The sequence below is a fragment of the Microlunatus sp. YIM B11417 genome (genome assembly GCF_059617205.1).
The window spans coordinates 218,883-234,161 of the sequence record NZ_JCAMPJ010000003.1 but is presented as its reverse complement, the minus strand read 5'-3'; the positions used below and the strand labels follow the sequence as shown (position 1 = coordinate 234,161).

14 protein-coding genes are annotated in these 15,279 nt (G+C 71.5%); 9 read left to right on the top strand and 5 right to left on the bottom strand.

What is annotated here, in order from left to right:
* Positions 1–74: 74 nt before the first annotated feature.
* From aceA to AC6CCG_RS16250, 3 genes are all read left to right on the top strand, one after another.
* Positions 75–1,394: an isocitrate lyase gene (aceA, locus tag AC6CCG_RS16260; protein ID WP_496655634.1), complete on the top strand. Its 1,320-nt coding sequence runs from the start codon at positions 75–77 to the stop codon at positions 1,392–1,394.
* 137 nt (positions 1,395–1,531) lie between these two features.
* The gene (locus AC6CCG_RS16255) at positions 1,532–1,825 is read left to right on the top strand and encodes a GIY-YIG nuclease family protein (RefSeq protein ID WP_496655633.1); all 294 of its coding nucleotides are present in this window, start codon (positions 1,532–1,534) and stop codon (positions 1,823–1,825) included.
* A 315-nt stretch (positions 1,826–2,140) separates the two neighbouring features.
* Positions 2,141–4,192 carry a glutaminase domain-containing protein gene (locus AC6CCG_RS16250; RefSeq protein WP_496655632.1) on the top strand — a complete coding sequence of 684 codons (2,052 nt, stop codon included), beginning with the start codon at positions 2,141–2,143 and terminating at the stop codon, positions 4,190–4,192.
* Here AC6CCG_RS16250 and AC6CCG_RS16245 read toward each other — a convergent pair.
* Positions 4,158–5,000: a helix-turn-helix transcriptional regulator gene (locus AC6CCG_RS16245; RefSeq protein ID WP_496655631.1), complete on the bottom strand. Its 843-nt coding sequence runs from the start codon at positions 4,998–5,000 to the stop codon at positions 4,158–4,160. The two genes, AC6CCG_RS16250 and AC6CCG_RS16245, sit on opposite strands and share 35 nt — an antisense overlap.
* Before the next feature lie 127 nt (positions 5,001–5,127).
* Between AC6CCG_RS16245 and AC6CCG_RS16240 the strand changes: the two genes are divergently transcribed.
* From AC6CCG_RS16240 to AC6CCG_RS16225, 4 genes are read left to right on the top strand one after another with little or no spacing between them, the layout of a single operon-like run.
* Positions 5,128–6,252, top strand: coding sequence for an NAD(P)/FAD-dependent oxidoreductase (locus tag AC6CCG_RS16240; RefSeq protein ID WP_496655630.1), 1,125 nt, complete (start codon positions 5,128–5,130; stop codon positions 6,250–6,252).
* Positions 6,240–7,238: an arsenic resistance protein gene (locus AC6CCG_RS16235; RefSeq protein ID WP_496655629.1), complete on the top strand. Its 999-nt coding sequence runs from the start codon at positions 6,240–6,242 to the stop codon at positions 7,236–7,238. The genes AC6CCG_RS16240 and AC6CCG_RS16235 overlap by 13 nt, the downstream gene beginning before the upstream one ends.
* The gene (locus AC6CCG_RS16230; RefSeq protein WP_496655628.1) at positions 7,235–7,909 is read left to right on the top strand and encodes a class I SAM-dependent methyltransferase; all 675 of its coding nucleotides are present in this window, start codon (positions 7,235–7,237) and stop codon (positions 7,907–7,909) included. Before AC6CCG_RS16235 ends, AC6CCG_RS16230 begins: the two co-directional genes overlap by 4 nt.
* A 6-nt stretch (positions 7,910–7,915) precedes the next feature.
* Positions 7,916–9,544, top strand: coding sequence for an amidohydrolase (locus AC6CCG_RS16225; RefSeq protein ID WP_496655627.1), 1,629 nt, complete (start codon positions 7,916–7,918; stop codon positions 9,542–9,544).
* Between the two features lie 15 nt (positions 9,545–9,559).
* Here the strand turns inward: AC6CCG_RS16225 and AC6CCG_RS16220 are convergent, their stop codons facing one another.
* Positions 9,560–10,465 carry an SDR family oxidoreductase gene (locus tag AC6CCG_RS16220; RefSeq protein ID WP_496655626.1) on the bottom strand — a complete coding sequence of 302 codons (906 nt, stop codon included), beginning with the start codon at positions 10,463–10,465 and terminating at the stop codon, positions 9,560–9,562.
* An 89-nt stretch (positions 10,466–10,554) separates the two neighbouring features.
* On the opposite strand from AC6CCG_RS16220, the gene AC6CCG_RS16215 reads away from it, so the two are divergent.
* Positions 10,555–11,127, top strand: coding sequence for a TetR/AcrR family transcriptional regulator (locus AC6CCG_RS16215; protein ID WP_496655625.1), 573 nt, complete (start codon positions 10,555–10,557; stop codon positions 11,125–11,127).
* 141 nt (positions 11,128–11,268) lie between these two features.
* Here the strand turns inward: AC6CCG_RS16215 and AC6CCG_RS16210 are convergent, their stop codons facing one another.
* A complete protein-coding gene (locus tag AC6CCG_RS16210; RefSeq protein WP_496655624.1) occupies positions 11,269–11,838 on the bottom strand; it encodes an ArsR/SmtB family transcription factor in 570 nt (189 codons plus the stop codon).
* Between the two features lie 58 nt (positions 11,839–11,896).
* Here AC6CCG_RS16210 and AC6CCG_RS16205 point away from each other — a divergent pair, with 58 nt between their 5' ends.
* Positions 11,897–12,946 carry an aldo/keto reductase gene (locus tag AC6CCG_RS16205; RefSeq protein ID WP_496655623.1) on the top strand — a complete coding sequence of 350 codons (1,050 nt, stop codon included), beginning with the start codon at positions 11,897–11,899 and terminating at the stop codon, positions 12,944–12,946.
* A 57-nt stretch (positions 12,947–13,003) separates the two neighbouring features.
* Here AC6CCG_RS16205 and AC6CCG_RS16200 read toward each other — a convergent pair whose 3' ends face one another.
* On the bottom strand, positions 13,004–13,843 hold the full coding sequence (locus AC6CCG_RS16200; RefSeq protein WP_496655622.1) for a helix-turn-helix transcriptional regulator: 840 nt from the start codon (positions 13,841–13,843) through the stop codon (positions 13,004–13,006).
* Entirely contained in the window at positions 13,840–15,267 is a 1,428-nt protein-coding gene (locus AC6CCG_RS16195) for a polysaccharide lyase 6 family protein (RefSeq protein ID WP_496655621.1), read from the bottom strand. The genes AC6CCG_RS16200 and AC6CCG_RS16195 overlap by 4 nt, the downstream gene beginning before the upstream one ends.
* Between the last annotated feature and the right edge of the window lie 12 nt (positions 15,268–15,279).

Here is a 15,279-nt window from a genome sequence, read left to right as displayed (position 1 = left end):
CCGGCCCCGAGGCTTGCACAGTGATGATCACCGGCTCCCCGTACCGCCGGGGAGCGACGACGCGAGGAGTGATCATGACCAGTACCATCAATCCGACCCAGCCGACCGGGACCGCAGCGGAGTCCGCGCTCGCCCTGCAGCGGGACTGGGCCACCAACCCGCGGTGGTCCGGGATTTCACGCAGCTACACGGCTCAGGACGTGGTGGCGCTGCGCGGGTCGCTGGTCGAGGAGCACACCCTGGCGAGGTTCGGTGCCGAGAAGCTGTGGCGGCTGCTCGACGAGCGCCGGTTCGTCCGCAGTCTGGGTGCGCTCACCGGCAACCAGGCCGTGCAGCAGGTGAAGGCCGGTCTGGAGGCGATCTACCTGTCCGGCTGGCAGGTCGCCGCCGACGCGAATCTGGCCGGCCAGACCTATCCCGATCAGAGTCTCTACCCGGCCAACTCGGTGCCGAGCGTGGTGCGCCGGATCAACAACGCGATGCTGCGCGCCGACCAGATCGAGACGGCCGCCAACCGCGGACCGACCGGCGAGCCGGGCCGGTTGCTGGCACCGATCGTGGCCGACGCCGAGGCCGGCTTCGGCGGCCCGCTGAACGCCTTCGAGCTGATGAAGCAGATGATCGCCGCGGGTGCGGCCGGGGTGCACTGGGAAGATCAACTCGCCTCGGAGAAGAAGTGCGACCATCTCGGCGGCAAGGTGCTGATCCCGACCCGGCAGCACGTCCGGACGCTGAACAGCGCTCGGCTGGCCGCCGACGTGCTCGGCGTGCCGACCCTGGTGATCGCCCGTACCGACGCGCTGGCGGCGAACCTGCTGACCAGTGACGTCGACCCGATCGACGCCGAGTTCTGCACCGGTGAACGGACCGCCGAGGGCTACTTCCGGGTCAGCGGCGGCCTCGAGCCGGTGCTGGCCCGGGCCAAGGCGTACGCGCCGTACGCGGACCTGATCTGGGTCGAGACCGGCACTCCTGATCTTGGTCTGGCCGCGGAGTTCGCGACCGAACTGCACCGGGAGTTCCCGGGCCGGCGACTGGCCTACAACTGCTCGCCGTCGTTCAACTGGAAGGCCGCCCTGGACGACCGGCAGATCGCCGAGTTCCAAGATCGACTCGGCGAACTCGGGTACGCGTTCCAATTCATCACCCTGGCCGGCTTCCATGCCCTGAACCACTCCATGTTCAGCCTCGCCCGCGACTACGCCCGCCGCGGCATGCCCGCCTACGTGGAGCTCCAGGAGGCCGAGTTCGGCGACGAGCCGAACGGCTACACCGCGACCAAGCACCAGGCCGAGGTCGGCACCGGCTACTTCGACGCCGTCGCCACCGCCCTCAACCCCACCAGCGAGACCACCGCCCTGGCCGGCTCCACCGAACAGCAGCAGTTCCACTGACTCGCAACCGCGCCCTGAGCTTGTCGAAGGGCCCGATGTCTCAGGAGAGATTGTGGAGAACTGGCATTCCGGGAGGTTATCCACAAGCGGAGAGCCTCGCGCTTGCCAGGGGAACCGTCCGCACCCAACCTCGACCCATGCCCTTTGTCTACATCCTCGAATGCGCCGACGGCTCCTACCATGTCGGTAGCGCGCGCAACCTTGATCAACGAATGCAAGATCATCATCTTGGGTCCGCCGACGGCTACACGGTGACGAGACGCCCGGTCCGATTGGCCTGGTTCTGCGAGTGCGAACGGATCGACGAGGCCTACGTGCTCGAGCGCAAGATCAAGGGCTGGCGTCGGGAGAAGCGGCGCGCCTCGATCGAGGGACGGTTCTCGGATCTGCCGAACCTCTCCCGGTCCTACGGACGTCGCGACGAACCCTGATTCCGCCCACCACGTGCCCTGAGCTTGTCGAAGGACTGGGCCACATCCGCCTTGGTCCTTGATCAGGCTCAGGGCACGCGCTACCAACCCCCCACGCCCTTCGACAGGCTCAGGGCACGAACTCCGGCTTGGCCCTTCGACAGGCTCAGGGCACGAGCTACCAACCCACCGCGCCCTTCGACAGGCTCAGGGCACGAACTCCGGCTTGGCCCTTCGACAGGCTCAGGGCACGTTGGTCGTTCGGCGTGGATTCGGGGCAGGGAGAGGTGGAACGGGGCCATGGTCCGGTGGGGCGCGGCGAGGCAGGCTCGGGGCATGAGTTCAGCATCGTTGCGCCCGCCGGCGGTCCCGTTGATCACCGTCGACCCGTACCTCAGCGTCTGGTCCATGGCGGACCGGCTGACCGACGCCCCGACGAAGCACTGGACGTCGGCGGTGCAGCCGCTGGTCGGTGCGGTCCGGATCGACGGGACGGCGCGGCGGGTGATCGGGCGGAACGGGCCGGAGCCGATGCCGCAGGTCGACGTGGCCGTGCATCCGACCCGGACGGTGTACCGGTTCGAGGAGCTCGGGGTACGGCTGACGCTCAGCTTCATCACGCCGGCGCTGCCGGATGACCTGGTCCGGCTGTCCTGGCCGGTCACGTATCTCGAGTTCGGCGTCGAGTCGGTCGACGGTCATGATCATGAGGTCGACCTGTTCTTCCAACTGCCCGCCCAGCTCAGCGTCGACAACGGCACCCAGTCGGTGGTGGCGGTCCGGCCGGCCGTCGAGGGGCTGACCGTTGCCGGGTTCGGGAACGCCGACCAGCGGGTGCTGAACCGGAGCGGCGATGATCTTCGGATCGACTGGGGCTGGGCCTATCTCGCGTACGCCGACGGCCAGTTCGAGCGTTCCGTGGTGGTGCGCGGCGGGGCCGCGCTGGACGCCTTCGTGGCCGGCGAACCGTTGCCGGCCAGCGATTCGCTGGAGTTCCCGGCGCCGGCCGGCCGCAAGGCTCCGGCGGCCGCCTGCACCGCCTCGGTCACGGTCCGGCCGGACCAGCCGGTCGCCCGGCACCTGATCGTCGCCTACGACGACCAGTTCTCGATCGAGTACCACCACCGCAAGCTGCGGCCGTACTGGCGGGCCCAGGGCCTGACCGCCGAGCAGCTGCTGCGGCAGGCGGCCGCCGACTTCGCGTCGATCAAGGAACGCTGCGTCGCGTTCGACGCGGAGGTCGAGGCCGATCTGGCCGCGGTCGGTGGCCCGGAGTACGCGGCGGTCGCCTCGCTCGCGTACCGGCAGTGCCTGGCGGCCCACAAGCTGGTCCAGGACCTCGACGGCACGCTGCTCTACTTCTCCAAGGAGAACTACTCCAACGGCTGCATCGGCACCGTCGACGTCACCTACCCGTCCGCGCCGATGTTCCTGCTGTTCCGGCCCGAGCTGCTGATCGCGCAGCTGCTGCCGATCCTCGACTACGCCGCGTCGCCGCGCTGGCGCTTCCCGTACGCGCCGCACGACCTCGGCACCTATCCGCTGGCCAACGGCCAGGTCTACGGTGGCGGCGAGGAGACCGAAGATCATCAGATGCCGCTCGAGGAGTGCGGCAACATGTTGATCTTGATCGGCGCGCTCGGCACGCTGGCCGGCGACTGGAGCCTGGCCGAGCGGCACCCCGACCTGCTGCGCACCTGGGCCGACTACCTGGTCGAGCACGGCGCCTCTCCGGCCGAGCAGCTGTGCACCGACGACTTCGCCGGCCCGTTCGCCGACAACATCAACCTGGCCGCGAAGGCGATCGTCGGAATCCGTTGCTACGCGGACATCCTGGCCGCCCTCGGCGATCCGAACGCCGCCGCCGACTACCGCGGCACGGCGGAGTCCATGATCAAGCAGTGGTACGCCGACGCGGATCTCGGTGATCACACGGCGCTCGCGTTCGGCGCTCAGGACACCTGGAGCCAGAAGTACAACCTGGTCTGGGACCGGCTGCTCGGCCTCGACCTGGTGCCGGGTGCGGTGATCGAGCGCGAGCTCGCGTACTACCGGACCAAGCTCGACACGTACGGGCTGCCGCTGGACAACCGGGAGAGCTACACCAAGTTCGACTGGTCGTTGTGGACCGCGGCGCTGACCGACGACGCCGACTTCCGGGCGACCATGATCGATGCGGCCTACCGCTGGCTGAACGAGACGCCGTCCCGGATCGCGCTGACCGACGTCTACCACACCGACGACGGCCGGGTCGCCGACGTCGGCGGGCCGTTCCAGGCCAGGTCCGTCGTCGGCGGCGCCTTCATCGAGCTGCTCGCCGATCCCGAGCGCCGGCGGAAGTGGAACGCCCGGGTCAGCGGTGCCGGCGGCGCCAGCGGTCAGGGCTGATCGACACCACGCGGCGGAACGCGCGGGAGAACGAGAACGCGTCCCGGTAGCCGGTCTGCCGGGCGATCGAGGCGAGCGTCAGGTCGGTCGTCCGCAGCAGCAGCCGGGCCTGCTCCATCCGCAGGCCGCGGACCATCGCCGACGGCGTCTGGCCGAACTCGCGCAGGCACAGCCGGCGCAGGTGCTCCGCGCTCATACCGGCCCGCTCGGCGAGCCGGTCCAGGGTCCAGTCGTCGGTGAGTCGCTGTCGGACCGTACGCCACAGCCCGGCCAGCCGCGGATCGGCGCCGGTGTCCAGCTGCCGGGAGAGATAGAGCGTGATCAGCCCGCTCAGCATCCGGATCACCTCGGGATCGGCGGTGCCGACCCGCTCCGCCTGCAGCGCCTTGATCAACTGGGTCCACAGCTCCGCCTCGACCGGGCGCAGCAGCGGCCCGGCGACATCGGCCCGGATCGGCCGGAACGAGGCCCAGGCGACCGACCAGGGCGTGTTCTCGTAGGCCCGGTAGGCGTGCGGGGCGTGCGGCGGTGTCAGGTAGGCGAAGCCCGGCCGGCAGGTGATCCACTTCCCGTCCACCCAGACCGCGCCACGGCCGTCCCGGCAGGCGAGCAGCTGGGCCTCGGCCGGATCCGTACGGACGAAGCGGAACTCGTCCAGCACGTCGGACAGCCCGACCATCGAGATCCCGGCCTCGGCCAGTTCCGGGCAGTCCCGGCCGGTGACGATCACCTCGCGGACGCCGGCGCCGATCCGGTGATCATCGACGAGCCGAAGCCCGCCTCCGCTCTCCCGTGCCCCGGCCGTCATGACGACAACCCTATGCGGGCCGCCCGCCGAGCCGGTTCCGCAGTCCCAGCGGCTGACCCGGTCGCCGCACCGGCACGCTCCTGCTCTAATCTTATTGACATCCATTTTCAATAAGAGGAGGTCGGGCGTGGCACGACGAACGAGCCGGGAGCTGGACTGCGTGATCATCGGAGCCGGCCCCGCGGGCGTGGGCACGGCCATCGCCCTGAGCGCGATCGACGACCTGACCTGGACCGTCGTCGAACGCGGCCGGGTCGGTCAGACGTTCCTCGACTGGCCGGCAGAGCAGCGCTTCCTGACGCCGTCGTTCACCGGCAACGGCTTCGGCGCCACCGACCTCAACTCGGTGCACCCGCTGACCTCACCGGCGTTCTCGCTCGGTGTCGACTATCCCGACGGGCCCGGCTACGCGCGCTACCTCGCCGCGGTCGCCGATCACTTCGGGCTCGCCGTCCGGTCCCGTACCGAGGTGCACCGGATCAATCCCGAGCCACGGCGGTTCCGGCTCGTCACGTCGCGGGGAGCGCTGCGGGCCAGAACCGTCGTCTGGGCCGGCGGCGAGTTCGGCGACCCGGGGCGGCCGGCCTTCCCCGGAGCCGACCTCGGCCAGCACGCCTCGACCGAGCCGGCCTGGGCTTCGCGCAAGGGCCGGGTGCTGGTGATCGGCGGGTACGAGTCCGGCATCGATCTGGCCTGTCACCAGGTCGGGCACGGCGCCGAGGTGACCGTTGTCGATCCCGAGCATCCGTGGGACGCCCGGCAGGGTTCCGACCCGTCCTTCCTGCTGGCACCGCGAACCAGGCAGCGACTCCGGGCCGCCCAGCAGACCGGCCGGCTCTCCTTGATCGGCACCGCCAGGGTCATCGGGCTGACCGCGATCGACGGCGGCTTCCGGGCCGCTCTCAGCAGCGGAGCGGAGTTGATCACCGACACCGCACCGATCATCGCCACCGGCTACGGCTCCGGGCTCGGCCCGGCCGGGCCGCTGTTCGAGCGGCGCCCGGACGGCTGGCCACTGGTGGACACCAACGACGAATCGACCACCACTCCGGGGATCTTCCTGGTCGGTGCCGGCCTGCGGCACGACCACCTCCGGTTCTGCTTCGTCTACAAGTTCCGGCAGCGGTTCGCCCAGGTGGCCCGGGCGATCGCCGAGCGGCTGGGCCGGGACGCCGGCGGGCTGGAGTACTGGCGCTCGGCCGGCATGTGGACCGACGATCTTTCCTGCTGTGGTACGGAATGCGCCTGCTGACGCGGCCGGCCCCGGCCCCCGACCGGACCGCCGGAGTCAGCCCGCTGGTGCCGGTCCTGCTGGTGGCGGCGGTGATCAGCGGGACGCTGATCGGGCTGGCCGGCCCGACCGTCGGCGGTGCGCTCTCGACCGGCACCGACCCCCTGGTCCTGCTGCTGGTGTTCCTGTTGCTGTTCGATGTCGGACTGTCCGGAATCCGCCGGTTCCGCCGTCATCGGCGGGTGATCGCCGTCGCGCTCTTGATCAACTTCCTGCTGGTGCCGCTGCTCGCGGTGGTGATCGCCCGGCTGTTCGGCGGCGACCGTCCCGAGGTCTGGCTCGGCCTGATCATCTACCTGACCGCGCCGTGCACCGACTGGTTCCTCGGCTTCACCCGGCTGGCCGGCGGGAATGTGGCGGCCGGCTCGGTGCTGCTGCCGCTCAACCTGATCGCCCAACTGCTGCTCTGCCCGGTCTACTGGGCCCTGCTCGGCGCCGCACAGCTCGGCTATCGGCCGGAGGCGATCGCGATCACGGTCGGGCAGTGGTTCGTCGGTCCCGTGCTGGCGGCTTCCCTGGTCAGGCTGCTGATCCGGGCGTTGCTGCCCCGGTCGGCGGGCGACGTGATCATCGGCGCCGCGCGGCGACTGGTGCCGTGGACGATCGCTGCTCTGATCATCACGATCTTCGCCGGCCACGCCGGCACCCTGGTCGCCGAGCTGGCCACGTTGCCGAGGGTCCTGGGCACCGTCGCGGTCTTCTTCGTGATCATGCTCGCCGTCGGTGAACTGGTCCGGCGGGCGGGCCGGTTCGACCGTCCCGACCACGTTCTGCTGACCATGACGACCTCCGCGCGGAACGCGCCGCTGATGATCGCCATCGCGGCCGTCACGTTCCCGGACCGGCCGGCCGTGGTGGCCACGATCGTCGCCGGGATGCTCATCGAGTTCCCGCACCTGATCATGATCACCGCCCTGCTGCGCCGGCGCCCGGAGGCCGTACGGTGACCGAGCTCGATGTCCTCGCCGCGCGCTTCGACCTGCTGCAGCCGCGGTTCGGCCCCGGCCTGGACCGCTGTCTCCCGCTGGTGGCGGATCTCGCCCGGCAGTCCGGCGGGCCGGTCGTCGAGCTCGGCTGCGGGACCGGTGCCCTGCTGGCCGCGCTGCGCACCCGGGTCGGCGACGGCCCGAGCCTCACCGGGGTCGAGGCCGATCCGGTCCTGCGCCGGCTGGCTCGCGAGGTGCACGCGGTGACGGTCATCGAGGGCGACTTCCGCGACCTCGACTGGCTCGCCGAGACCGGACCGCGGGTGGTCGTCGCCGTACGCGCGCTGCACTACCCGAGCCGGGACGAGGTGGCCGAGCTCTACCGCCGGCTCGCCGAACGCCTGCCCGGCGGAGCGACCTTGATCAACGCCGACCGGTTCGGCCCGACGGCGCCGGACTGGCAGGCGCTGGCCGGCTGGCACCGGTGGTGGCGCGACGCCGGCCGGGAACCGAGGCTCGCGGACGCCTTCGCCCGGCGCCGCCTAGACACCGCCGGCGCCCTCGGCGGCGGCAACGCGATGACGGCCGAAGAGCACCGGGACGCCCTGCTCGCCGCCGGGTTCGGCCGGGTCGCCACCCGGCACGCCGACCCGGTCCGCGGCGACGCCGTCCTCGCCGCTACGCTCGTCTGATGGTCCATGATCAACGGGCGGATTCATGATCATCGAGCCGTGGCACGGCCGGGAGAACCGATGAGCGACGGGCTGTTCCGCAACGCGAAGGTCTTCACGGGACGCGCCGAGGACGACTTCGCCACCGCGTTCCGGATCGAGGGCGGCCGGGTGAGCTGGGTCGGCGACCAGGCCGAGGTCGCCGATCGGGCCGCGACCGATCTCGGTGGTCGGACGGTCCTGCCCGGCCTGCTCGACGTCCACACGCATCCGGCCGTGATGGCGGCCCAGGCCGACGCGATCGACTGCCTGCCGCCCCGGGTGACGTCGCTCGCCGCGCTGCTGGACCGGCTCCGCGACCATCCGTCGTACGGAGCCGGGCCGGATGCCTGGATCCTCGGCACCGGCTTCGACGACGCCCGCTTCCCGGAGGGCCGGGCCCCGACTGCGGCCGATTTGGACACCGTGTCGACGACCCAGCCGGTGCTGGTCCGGCGCTGCGACGGCCACTCCGCCTCGTGCAACACCCGCGCCCTCGAACTCGCGGGCATCACGGCGGCGACCGCCGATCCGTCCGGCGCCCGTTTCGAACGGGACGCCGACGGCAACCCGACCGGCGTGCTGACCGAGATCGCCGCGGTCGACGCCGTCGCCGACCGGATCCCGGAACCGGACGCCGCGACGATCGCCCGGCGGCTGGCCGACCTGGACGAGCACTTCCTCTCCCACGGCCTGACCGGCGTCTGCGATCTGCTGTCCAGCTTCGTACCCGATCCGCTGCCGGCCTTCCGGGCCGCCCGCGAACTCGGCTTCCGGCCCCGGGTCGCGCTCTACCCCGGCTGGCAGCCCGGACTCGCCGACCTGACCGAGGACGACCGGACCGGTCCGATCAAGATCGCCGGCGTCAAGGTGTTCGCCGACGGGGCCTTCTCGAACCGGACGGCCTGGGTCGAGGACCCGTACCCGGACTCCTGCGAGCACGGGCTCCGCAGCATCGGCGACGACGAACTGCGGCAGGCGGCCGACTGGGCCCGCCGCAACCGGGTCCAACTCGCGATCCACGCGATGGGCGACCGGGCCCTGAACCGGGTCGTGGACCTGCTCGGCGACGACGAGCCCTGGCTGGACGGCGTCCCTTCGGTACGGATCGAGCATGCGACCCTGGTCGCGCCGGGGCTGGTCGAACGCCTCGTCCGCGCTCGGGTCGGCTTCGGCATCGCGACCCACACGATCTTCCTGTTCGCCGAGACCTCGGCCTACCGGAGCAACCTCGGACCGGACCAGGCTCGCGTCGCGTACCCGATCCGGGCGCTCTACGACTCCGGCCTCCCGCTGGCCCTCACCTCGGACCGCCCGGCCACGGCCTGGGACGACGCCGACGACGTGTTCTGCTCGGTCGCCGCGGCGGTCCGGCGGCTCGCCCACGACGGCACCGACATCGGACAGCCCGAGGCCGTCACCGTGCCGCAGGCCCTGCTGCTCTACACCGGGCGGGCCCGGCAGCTCGCTGATCTTGGTCCGGTCGGCGTCCTCGAGCCCGGCTCGGCCGGCGACTTCGTCGTGCTCGATCGCGACATCTTCACCGCGCCGGCCGACGAACTTCCGGAGGTACGGGTCGCCGAGACCTGGATCGCCGGCGAGCGCTGCTGGCCCTGACCGACGGGACGACCGTCAGCTCGAGGTGAGGTGCGCGGCCGCGAAGTAGTGGCCTTGATCGACATCGTTGAGCAGCCCCGGGCCGGTCGGCGTCCAGCCCAGCCGTTCCCGGGTCCGTACCGCTGAGGACGGCTGGTCGAGCTGGAAGATCAGGCCCAGCGGACCGTAGTCGGCCGGCTGCAGCGGGCCGACCGGCAGCTCGAGGTGCCGCCCGATCACGGCGGCCAGGTCGCGCAGCCGTACCCCTTCGTCACCGACCGCGTGCAGCACCGAGCCCGCTGGCGCGCCCTCGACGGCCAGTCGGAACAGCCGCGCGGCGTCGGTCACATGGACCGCCGGCCACCGGTTGTCCCCGTCGCCGAGGAAGCCCGAGCGGCCCTTGGCCCGGGCGACCGTGATCAGGTGCGCGACGAAGCCGCGGTCCCCCGTGCCGTGCACCGACCGCGGCAGCCGGACCACCGCGGTCCGGACGTCCCGCTCGGCCAGCGCGACGGCGGCCCGGGCCGCCAGGTCCCGGCCCTCGACACGGCCGGGGCCGGCCTGCCAGTCGGCCTCGGTCGAGACCTGACCCGGCAGCGCCGGAGTGCCGGAGGCCACCACCAGCGCCTTCCCGGTCCCGACCAGCGCCTCGCCGAACACCTCGACGGTCCGCGCCTCCTGCCGGATCGCCTCGGCGAACCCGGCGCCGAAGTCCGAATGGTCGAAGGCCAGGTGGATGACGCCGTCCGCGGCCGCGGCCCCGGCGGCCAGGGCAGCGGGGTCGGCCAGGTCGCCACGCAGGGCCTCGGCGCCGGCCGCGCGCAGCGCCGATACAGATGTATCGGAACGAGCCAGCCCGGTCACTTCGTGGCCGGCCTTGATCAACTCCGGGACGACGGCAGACCCGATCCACCCGGTCGCCCCGGTGACGAAGATGCGCATGATCTCTTCCTCTCGCGCAAGTGATAAGACTCTTGTCCCATCACTGTAGCAAAGTGATGAGACAAGAGTCCCGTCACTATGATGGGGCCGTGGCCAGATGGGAACCGGACGCGCGCGAGCGCTTGGTACGTGCAGCCCTCGATCTGTTCGGCGAGCAGGGCTACGACGCGACGACGGTGGCCCAGATCGCCGAACGCGCCGGGCTGACCAAGAGCACCTTCTTCCGGCACTTCCCGGACAAGCGCGAGCTGCTCGTCGCCGGCCAGGACACGCTGGCCACCCTGCTCGCCGAGGGCGCCGCCGCCGCGCCGGACTCCGCGACTCCGCTGGAAGCCGTCCTGGCCGCGCTCGACGCAGCCACGGCCGCCTTCACCCCGGAGCGTCGGGAGCTGGGACCGAAGGTGCAGGCCGCGATCGCCGCCAGCGCCGAGCTCCAGGAACGCGACACGCTCAAGCACGTCGGCCTGGCTGCCGTCCTCACCGAGGCCCTGCACCGGCGCGGCGTTCCCGATCCGGCCGCCAGCCTGGCCGCCGAGATCGGCATGCTCGCCTTCAGGCGTGCGTACGCCCGCTGGGTGACCGCCGGCGAGACCGCGGAGTTGGCAGCCCTGACCCGCGAGGAGCTCCGCGCCGTACAAGCCGCGACAGCCACGCTGACCTGACGCGAAGATCCCCGCACCGGGCGGGTCCCGACTCCCCACCCCACACCCCACCGGACCCGAGCCATCGACCGGTCACTACTGCAGCGACACGCCGCCCAAACGCCTGCTTTTGTGACCGGTCGGCGGAGGTTTTTTGGGGGATCAGGGCTCAGAGGGGAAGGCGCGGGCGAAGGCGAGGACGGTGTTCCGGTCGGCGCCGTCGTCCGGGACGTCGCGCCGGCGCCAGCGCAGCAGCAGCTCGTCCAGTTCGGCGCCGAACTCGGCCAGCTCGGCCGGGGTGAGCCGGAGCCAGACATGGCTGCCGTACGCCGCCTCGTCCCAGGGTTCCTCGGCCGAGGCCAGGAAGGCCCGGGCGCTCTCGAACTGGCGGGCCAGCAGGGCACCATCCGCGGCGGTCGCGGCCGCCTCCGCGGCACTGTCCCGGAACTGGGCGGGACTCCAGCGCAGGCCGCGGCTGACCAGTCGCCACGTCCGCTGCCGGCGGTCGTCGCCGTCCGGTGCCCGCTCGACCAGCCCGGCCTCGCCGAGCACCTTCAGATGGTGCGAGATGCTGCCGGTGGCCAGCTCGAGGGCGGCGGCGAGTTCGCCGGTCGTCGCCGTGCCGGACACGGCCAGCCGATCGATGATCCGCCAGCGGTCCGGGTGGCCGAGCGCCGCCAGCGCCCGCGCGTCGTGGACCTGCCGCACGTCACCGGGTGAACCGTCTCGCATCGCTCCACCTTAGCAAGGACATTTGCGCAAATTCCCTTGCAGACCTACGCTCGTGATCATGCGCTATCGCAAGCTGGGCCGGACCGGCCTCGAGGTCTCCGAGTACGCCCTCGGCACGATGATGTTCGGCTCGGCCGGCAATCCTGATCACGAGGCCTGTGCCCGGATCCTGCACGCCGCGCTGGACCGGGGCGTCAACCTGATCGACACCGCCGACATGTACTCGACCGGCGAGTCCGAGGAGATCGTCGGCAAGGCGCTGAAGGGCCATCGCCACGAGGTCGTGCTGGCGACCAAGGGCCACTTCGCGCTCGAGGAGGGGCCGAACCGGAGCGGGAACTCGCGCCGCTACCTGACCCGAGCCGTCGAGGCCAGCCTGCGCCGGCTGGACACCGACCATCTGGACCTCTATCAGGTCCACCGGCCGGACTGGGACACCGACCTGACCGAGACCCTGGCCACCCTGACCGACCTGCAGCAGGCCGGCAAGATCGGCGTCTTCGGGTGTTCGGTCTACCCCGCCTTCGAGCTCGTCGAAGCGCAGCGGATCGCCGACCGGCACGGGCTGCGGCCGTTCCGGACCGAGCAGCCGCCGTACAACCTGCTGGCCCGCGGGATCGAACGGGACGTGCTGGTCGTCGCCGAGCGGCAGGGTCTGGGCGTGCTCACCTGGAGCCCGCTCGCCTGGGGCTTCCTCACCGGCCGCTACCGGCGCGACGACACGGCGAGCGAGCAGGGCGCCCGGGCCAGGCTGCGGCCCGAGTGGTTCGATCCGGCCGATCCGGTGACCGCGCGGAAGCTCGACGCCGTCGAGGAGTTGATCAAGGTCGCCGACGACCTGGGCAGCAGCCTGCCCGCCCTCGCGGCCGCCTTCCCGCTCAGCCATCGGGCGGTCAGCACGGTGCTGCTCGGTCCGCGTACCGAAGATCAACTCACCTCGATCCTGGATGCGCCGGCCCGGCTCGACGAGGCCGCCCTGGACCGGATCGACGAGATCGTCCCGGCCGGCACGAACGTGTACGAGCCGACCGCGCCCGCACCGCCGCCGTGGCTCGCGAATCCGGCCCGGCGCCGGTACGTCGAGCCGCCGAGCCCCAACGCTGCGTGAGCTTGTCGAACGGCCCGTCGGATCTGGCCCTTCGGCAGGCTCAGGGAACCATCATGATCATGGTCGGTAGAGCCGCCGGTAGTCGCTCGGGGTGATCGAACTGACCTGGCGGAAGGCGCGGCTGAAGTAGGACTGGTCCATCCCGACGTCGGCGGCGATCTCCTCGATCGGCCGGTCGGTGTCGACGAGCTCCCGCTGGGCGTGTTCGATCCGGGCCCGCTTCACGTACTGCTTCGGGGACAGGCCGAATTCGATCTTGAACCGGCGGGCGAACTCGGCCGGGGCCAGCCCGGCCTCGGCCGCCAGCCGGTCCAGGGTCAGCGACTCGCCGAGCGCACCGCCGACGAAGCGGACGACTCGCCGGAACGCTCCGGCGCCCGCCGCCTCGGGTCCGCCGGCGAGCCGTACCGAACCCGGCGGGGCGCTCTCCAGGAAGTGGCCGAACAGCTCCGACAGCGCGGCCCGCAGACGCAGCGGCGTGGCCAGCCCCGGCGGATCCCGGTCGATCGCCGCCACCCGCTCGAAGAGTCCGGCGGCGGCCTCCGGATCGAGGCTCGGCACCACGTACGGCAGGTCGAGCACCTCGCCGAGATCGCTGTCGCCGATCAGGGCGGAGAAGTGCAGCCAGTGCTTGAGGTAGGTGTCGTCGCTGATCGTCCCGTACGCCACCGGCCGGTCGGCCGGCAGATAGACCAGGTCACCCGGACCGGGCGACAACTCCGTGTCGCCGACCCGCAGCCGCCCCTCCCCGGACAAGATCAGATAGAGCCGGCTGTACGGATCCGGCTGGCTCGGCCGAGTCCAGGAGCGCGGCACCCGGGTGAGCCGGCTGGCCACGACGAGGTCGAGCCGGAGCCGGTCGAGCTGGGCCCGGACGACCTCGTCGACGCCACTCATCGGGACAGCGGTCCCACGTCGGCGGCGGTCAGCGGCCGGAACCGCGGTCGCCCGGTCGCGTACTCGTCGGCACCGACGTCGCGCAGCCGGCCCCGTTCGTCGCCGTCAAGATCATGGTCGACACCGGGGTGCCGCCGCGAGGCCGCACCGATCGCCGGGCTCCCCTGCGTCAGCCGGTGCACGCTGTCCGGCCCGGCGGCCAGCCGTGGATCGAGCCGGCGGAACCCGGCGGCAGGCGCCGTACCGTCCGCGGCGGCACCCCAGAAGAGATTCCCGGCCCAGGCGGTACCGTCCTGGAACGGCAGGTCGGTCAGCCGGCCGGCCGCGCCGACCAGGATGTTGTCGGCCAGCACGCAGTCCAGCGGCGGTAACGTGCGGTGCGACTCCCCGCTGATCCCGGTGCCGCAGTCGATCACCGTGTTGTGCACGAGGGTGACCCGGTCCGGAGCGTCGTTGCCCCGCCGCGACTCCGGCGACTCCCCCGGCAGATGATCACGGACGCTGCCACTGCCGAGCACGATTCCGGAGCCGGCGATCCCGTGCAGGTAGTTGTTGATCACCAGGTGATCATCGCCGTAGATCCGGATCCCGTTCCGGCCGCCCAGCAGGTGATTCGCGTCGACCCGGTTGCCGTTGCCGTGCCGGAGCACGATGCCGCCCAGCGAGTCCCGGATCGTGTTGTGCCGGATCAGGTTGCCGGACGACTTGACCGAGATGGCCTCCGGATCGCCGTCGACCCGCTCGAACAGGTTCGACTCCACCAGCGCACCGGCGTCGCCCAGTGCCCGCCCGCTGAGGCCGAGCCGGATCGGCTCGCCGCCGTTGCTGCCGGCAAACGTGTGGTCGGTGAAGTGATTCCTGGTGATCTTGACGCCCTGGGCCATCACGTCCGGCCCAGCGCCGCCCTCGACGCCGAGGAAGATCCCGAGCGTCGACTTGCCGGCGAAGGAGTTGCGGTCGACCACCGAGTGATCACCGCGGATCATCACCCAGTGCAGACCCTCGAGATCGGCCAGCCGGAAGGAGTTCCGGGACAGCCGGACGTGGTGGCAGTCGGCCGGCACCTCGAGGGTCGTCGACTGCCGGAACACGAAGCCGCTGATCACCAGGTGCGAGGAGTCGCCGAGCTCGAAGCTCTGCACGCCGGTCAGCTCCACCCCGCCGACCGACGCCGCCTTGATCATGATCGGCGCCCGCTCGGTCCCGTGCCGGCCGGTGATCGGGATCGGCTCCCCCGGCGGGACCTGGTAGCTGCCGTCGGCCAGGACGATGACCGAGCCCGGCCGGGCCTCGGCGATCGCCCGGCGGAGCGCGTCCAGGCTCTCCACCCGGATCGATTCGGCGGCCTGGGCGGTGCCGGTGATCACCGATCCGGCGGTGCCCACGACGACTCCGCAGGCGGCAAGGAACGTACGACGCTGCATGAACCCTCCCCT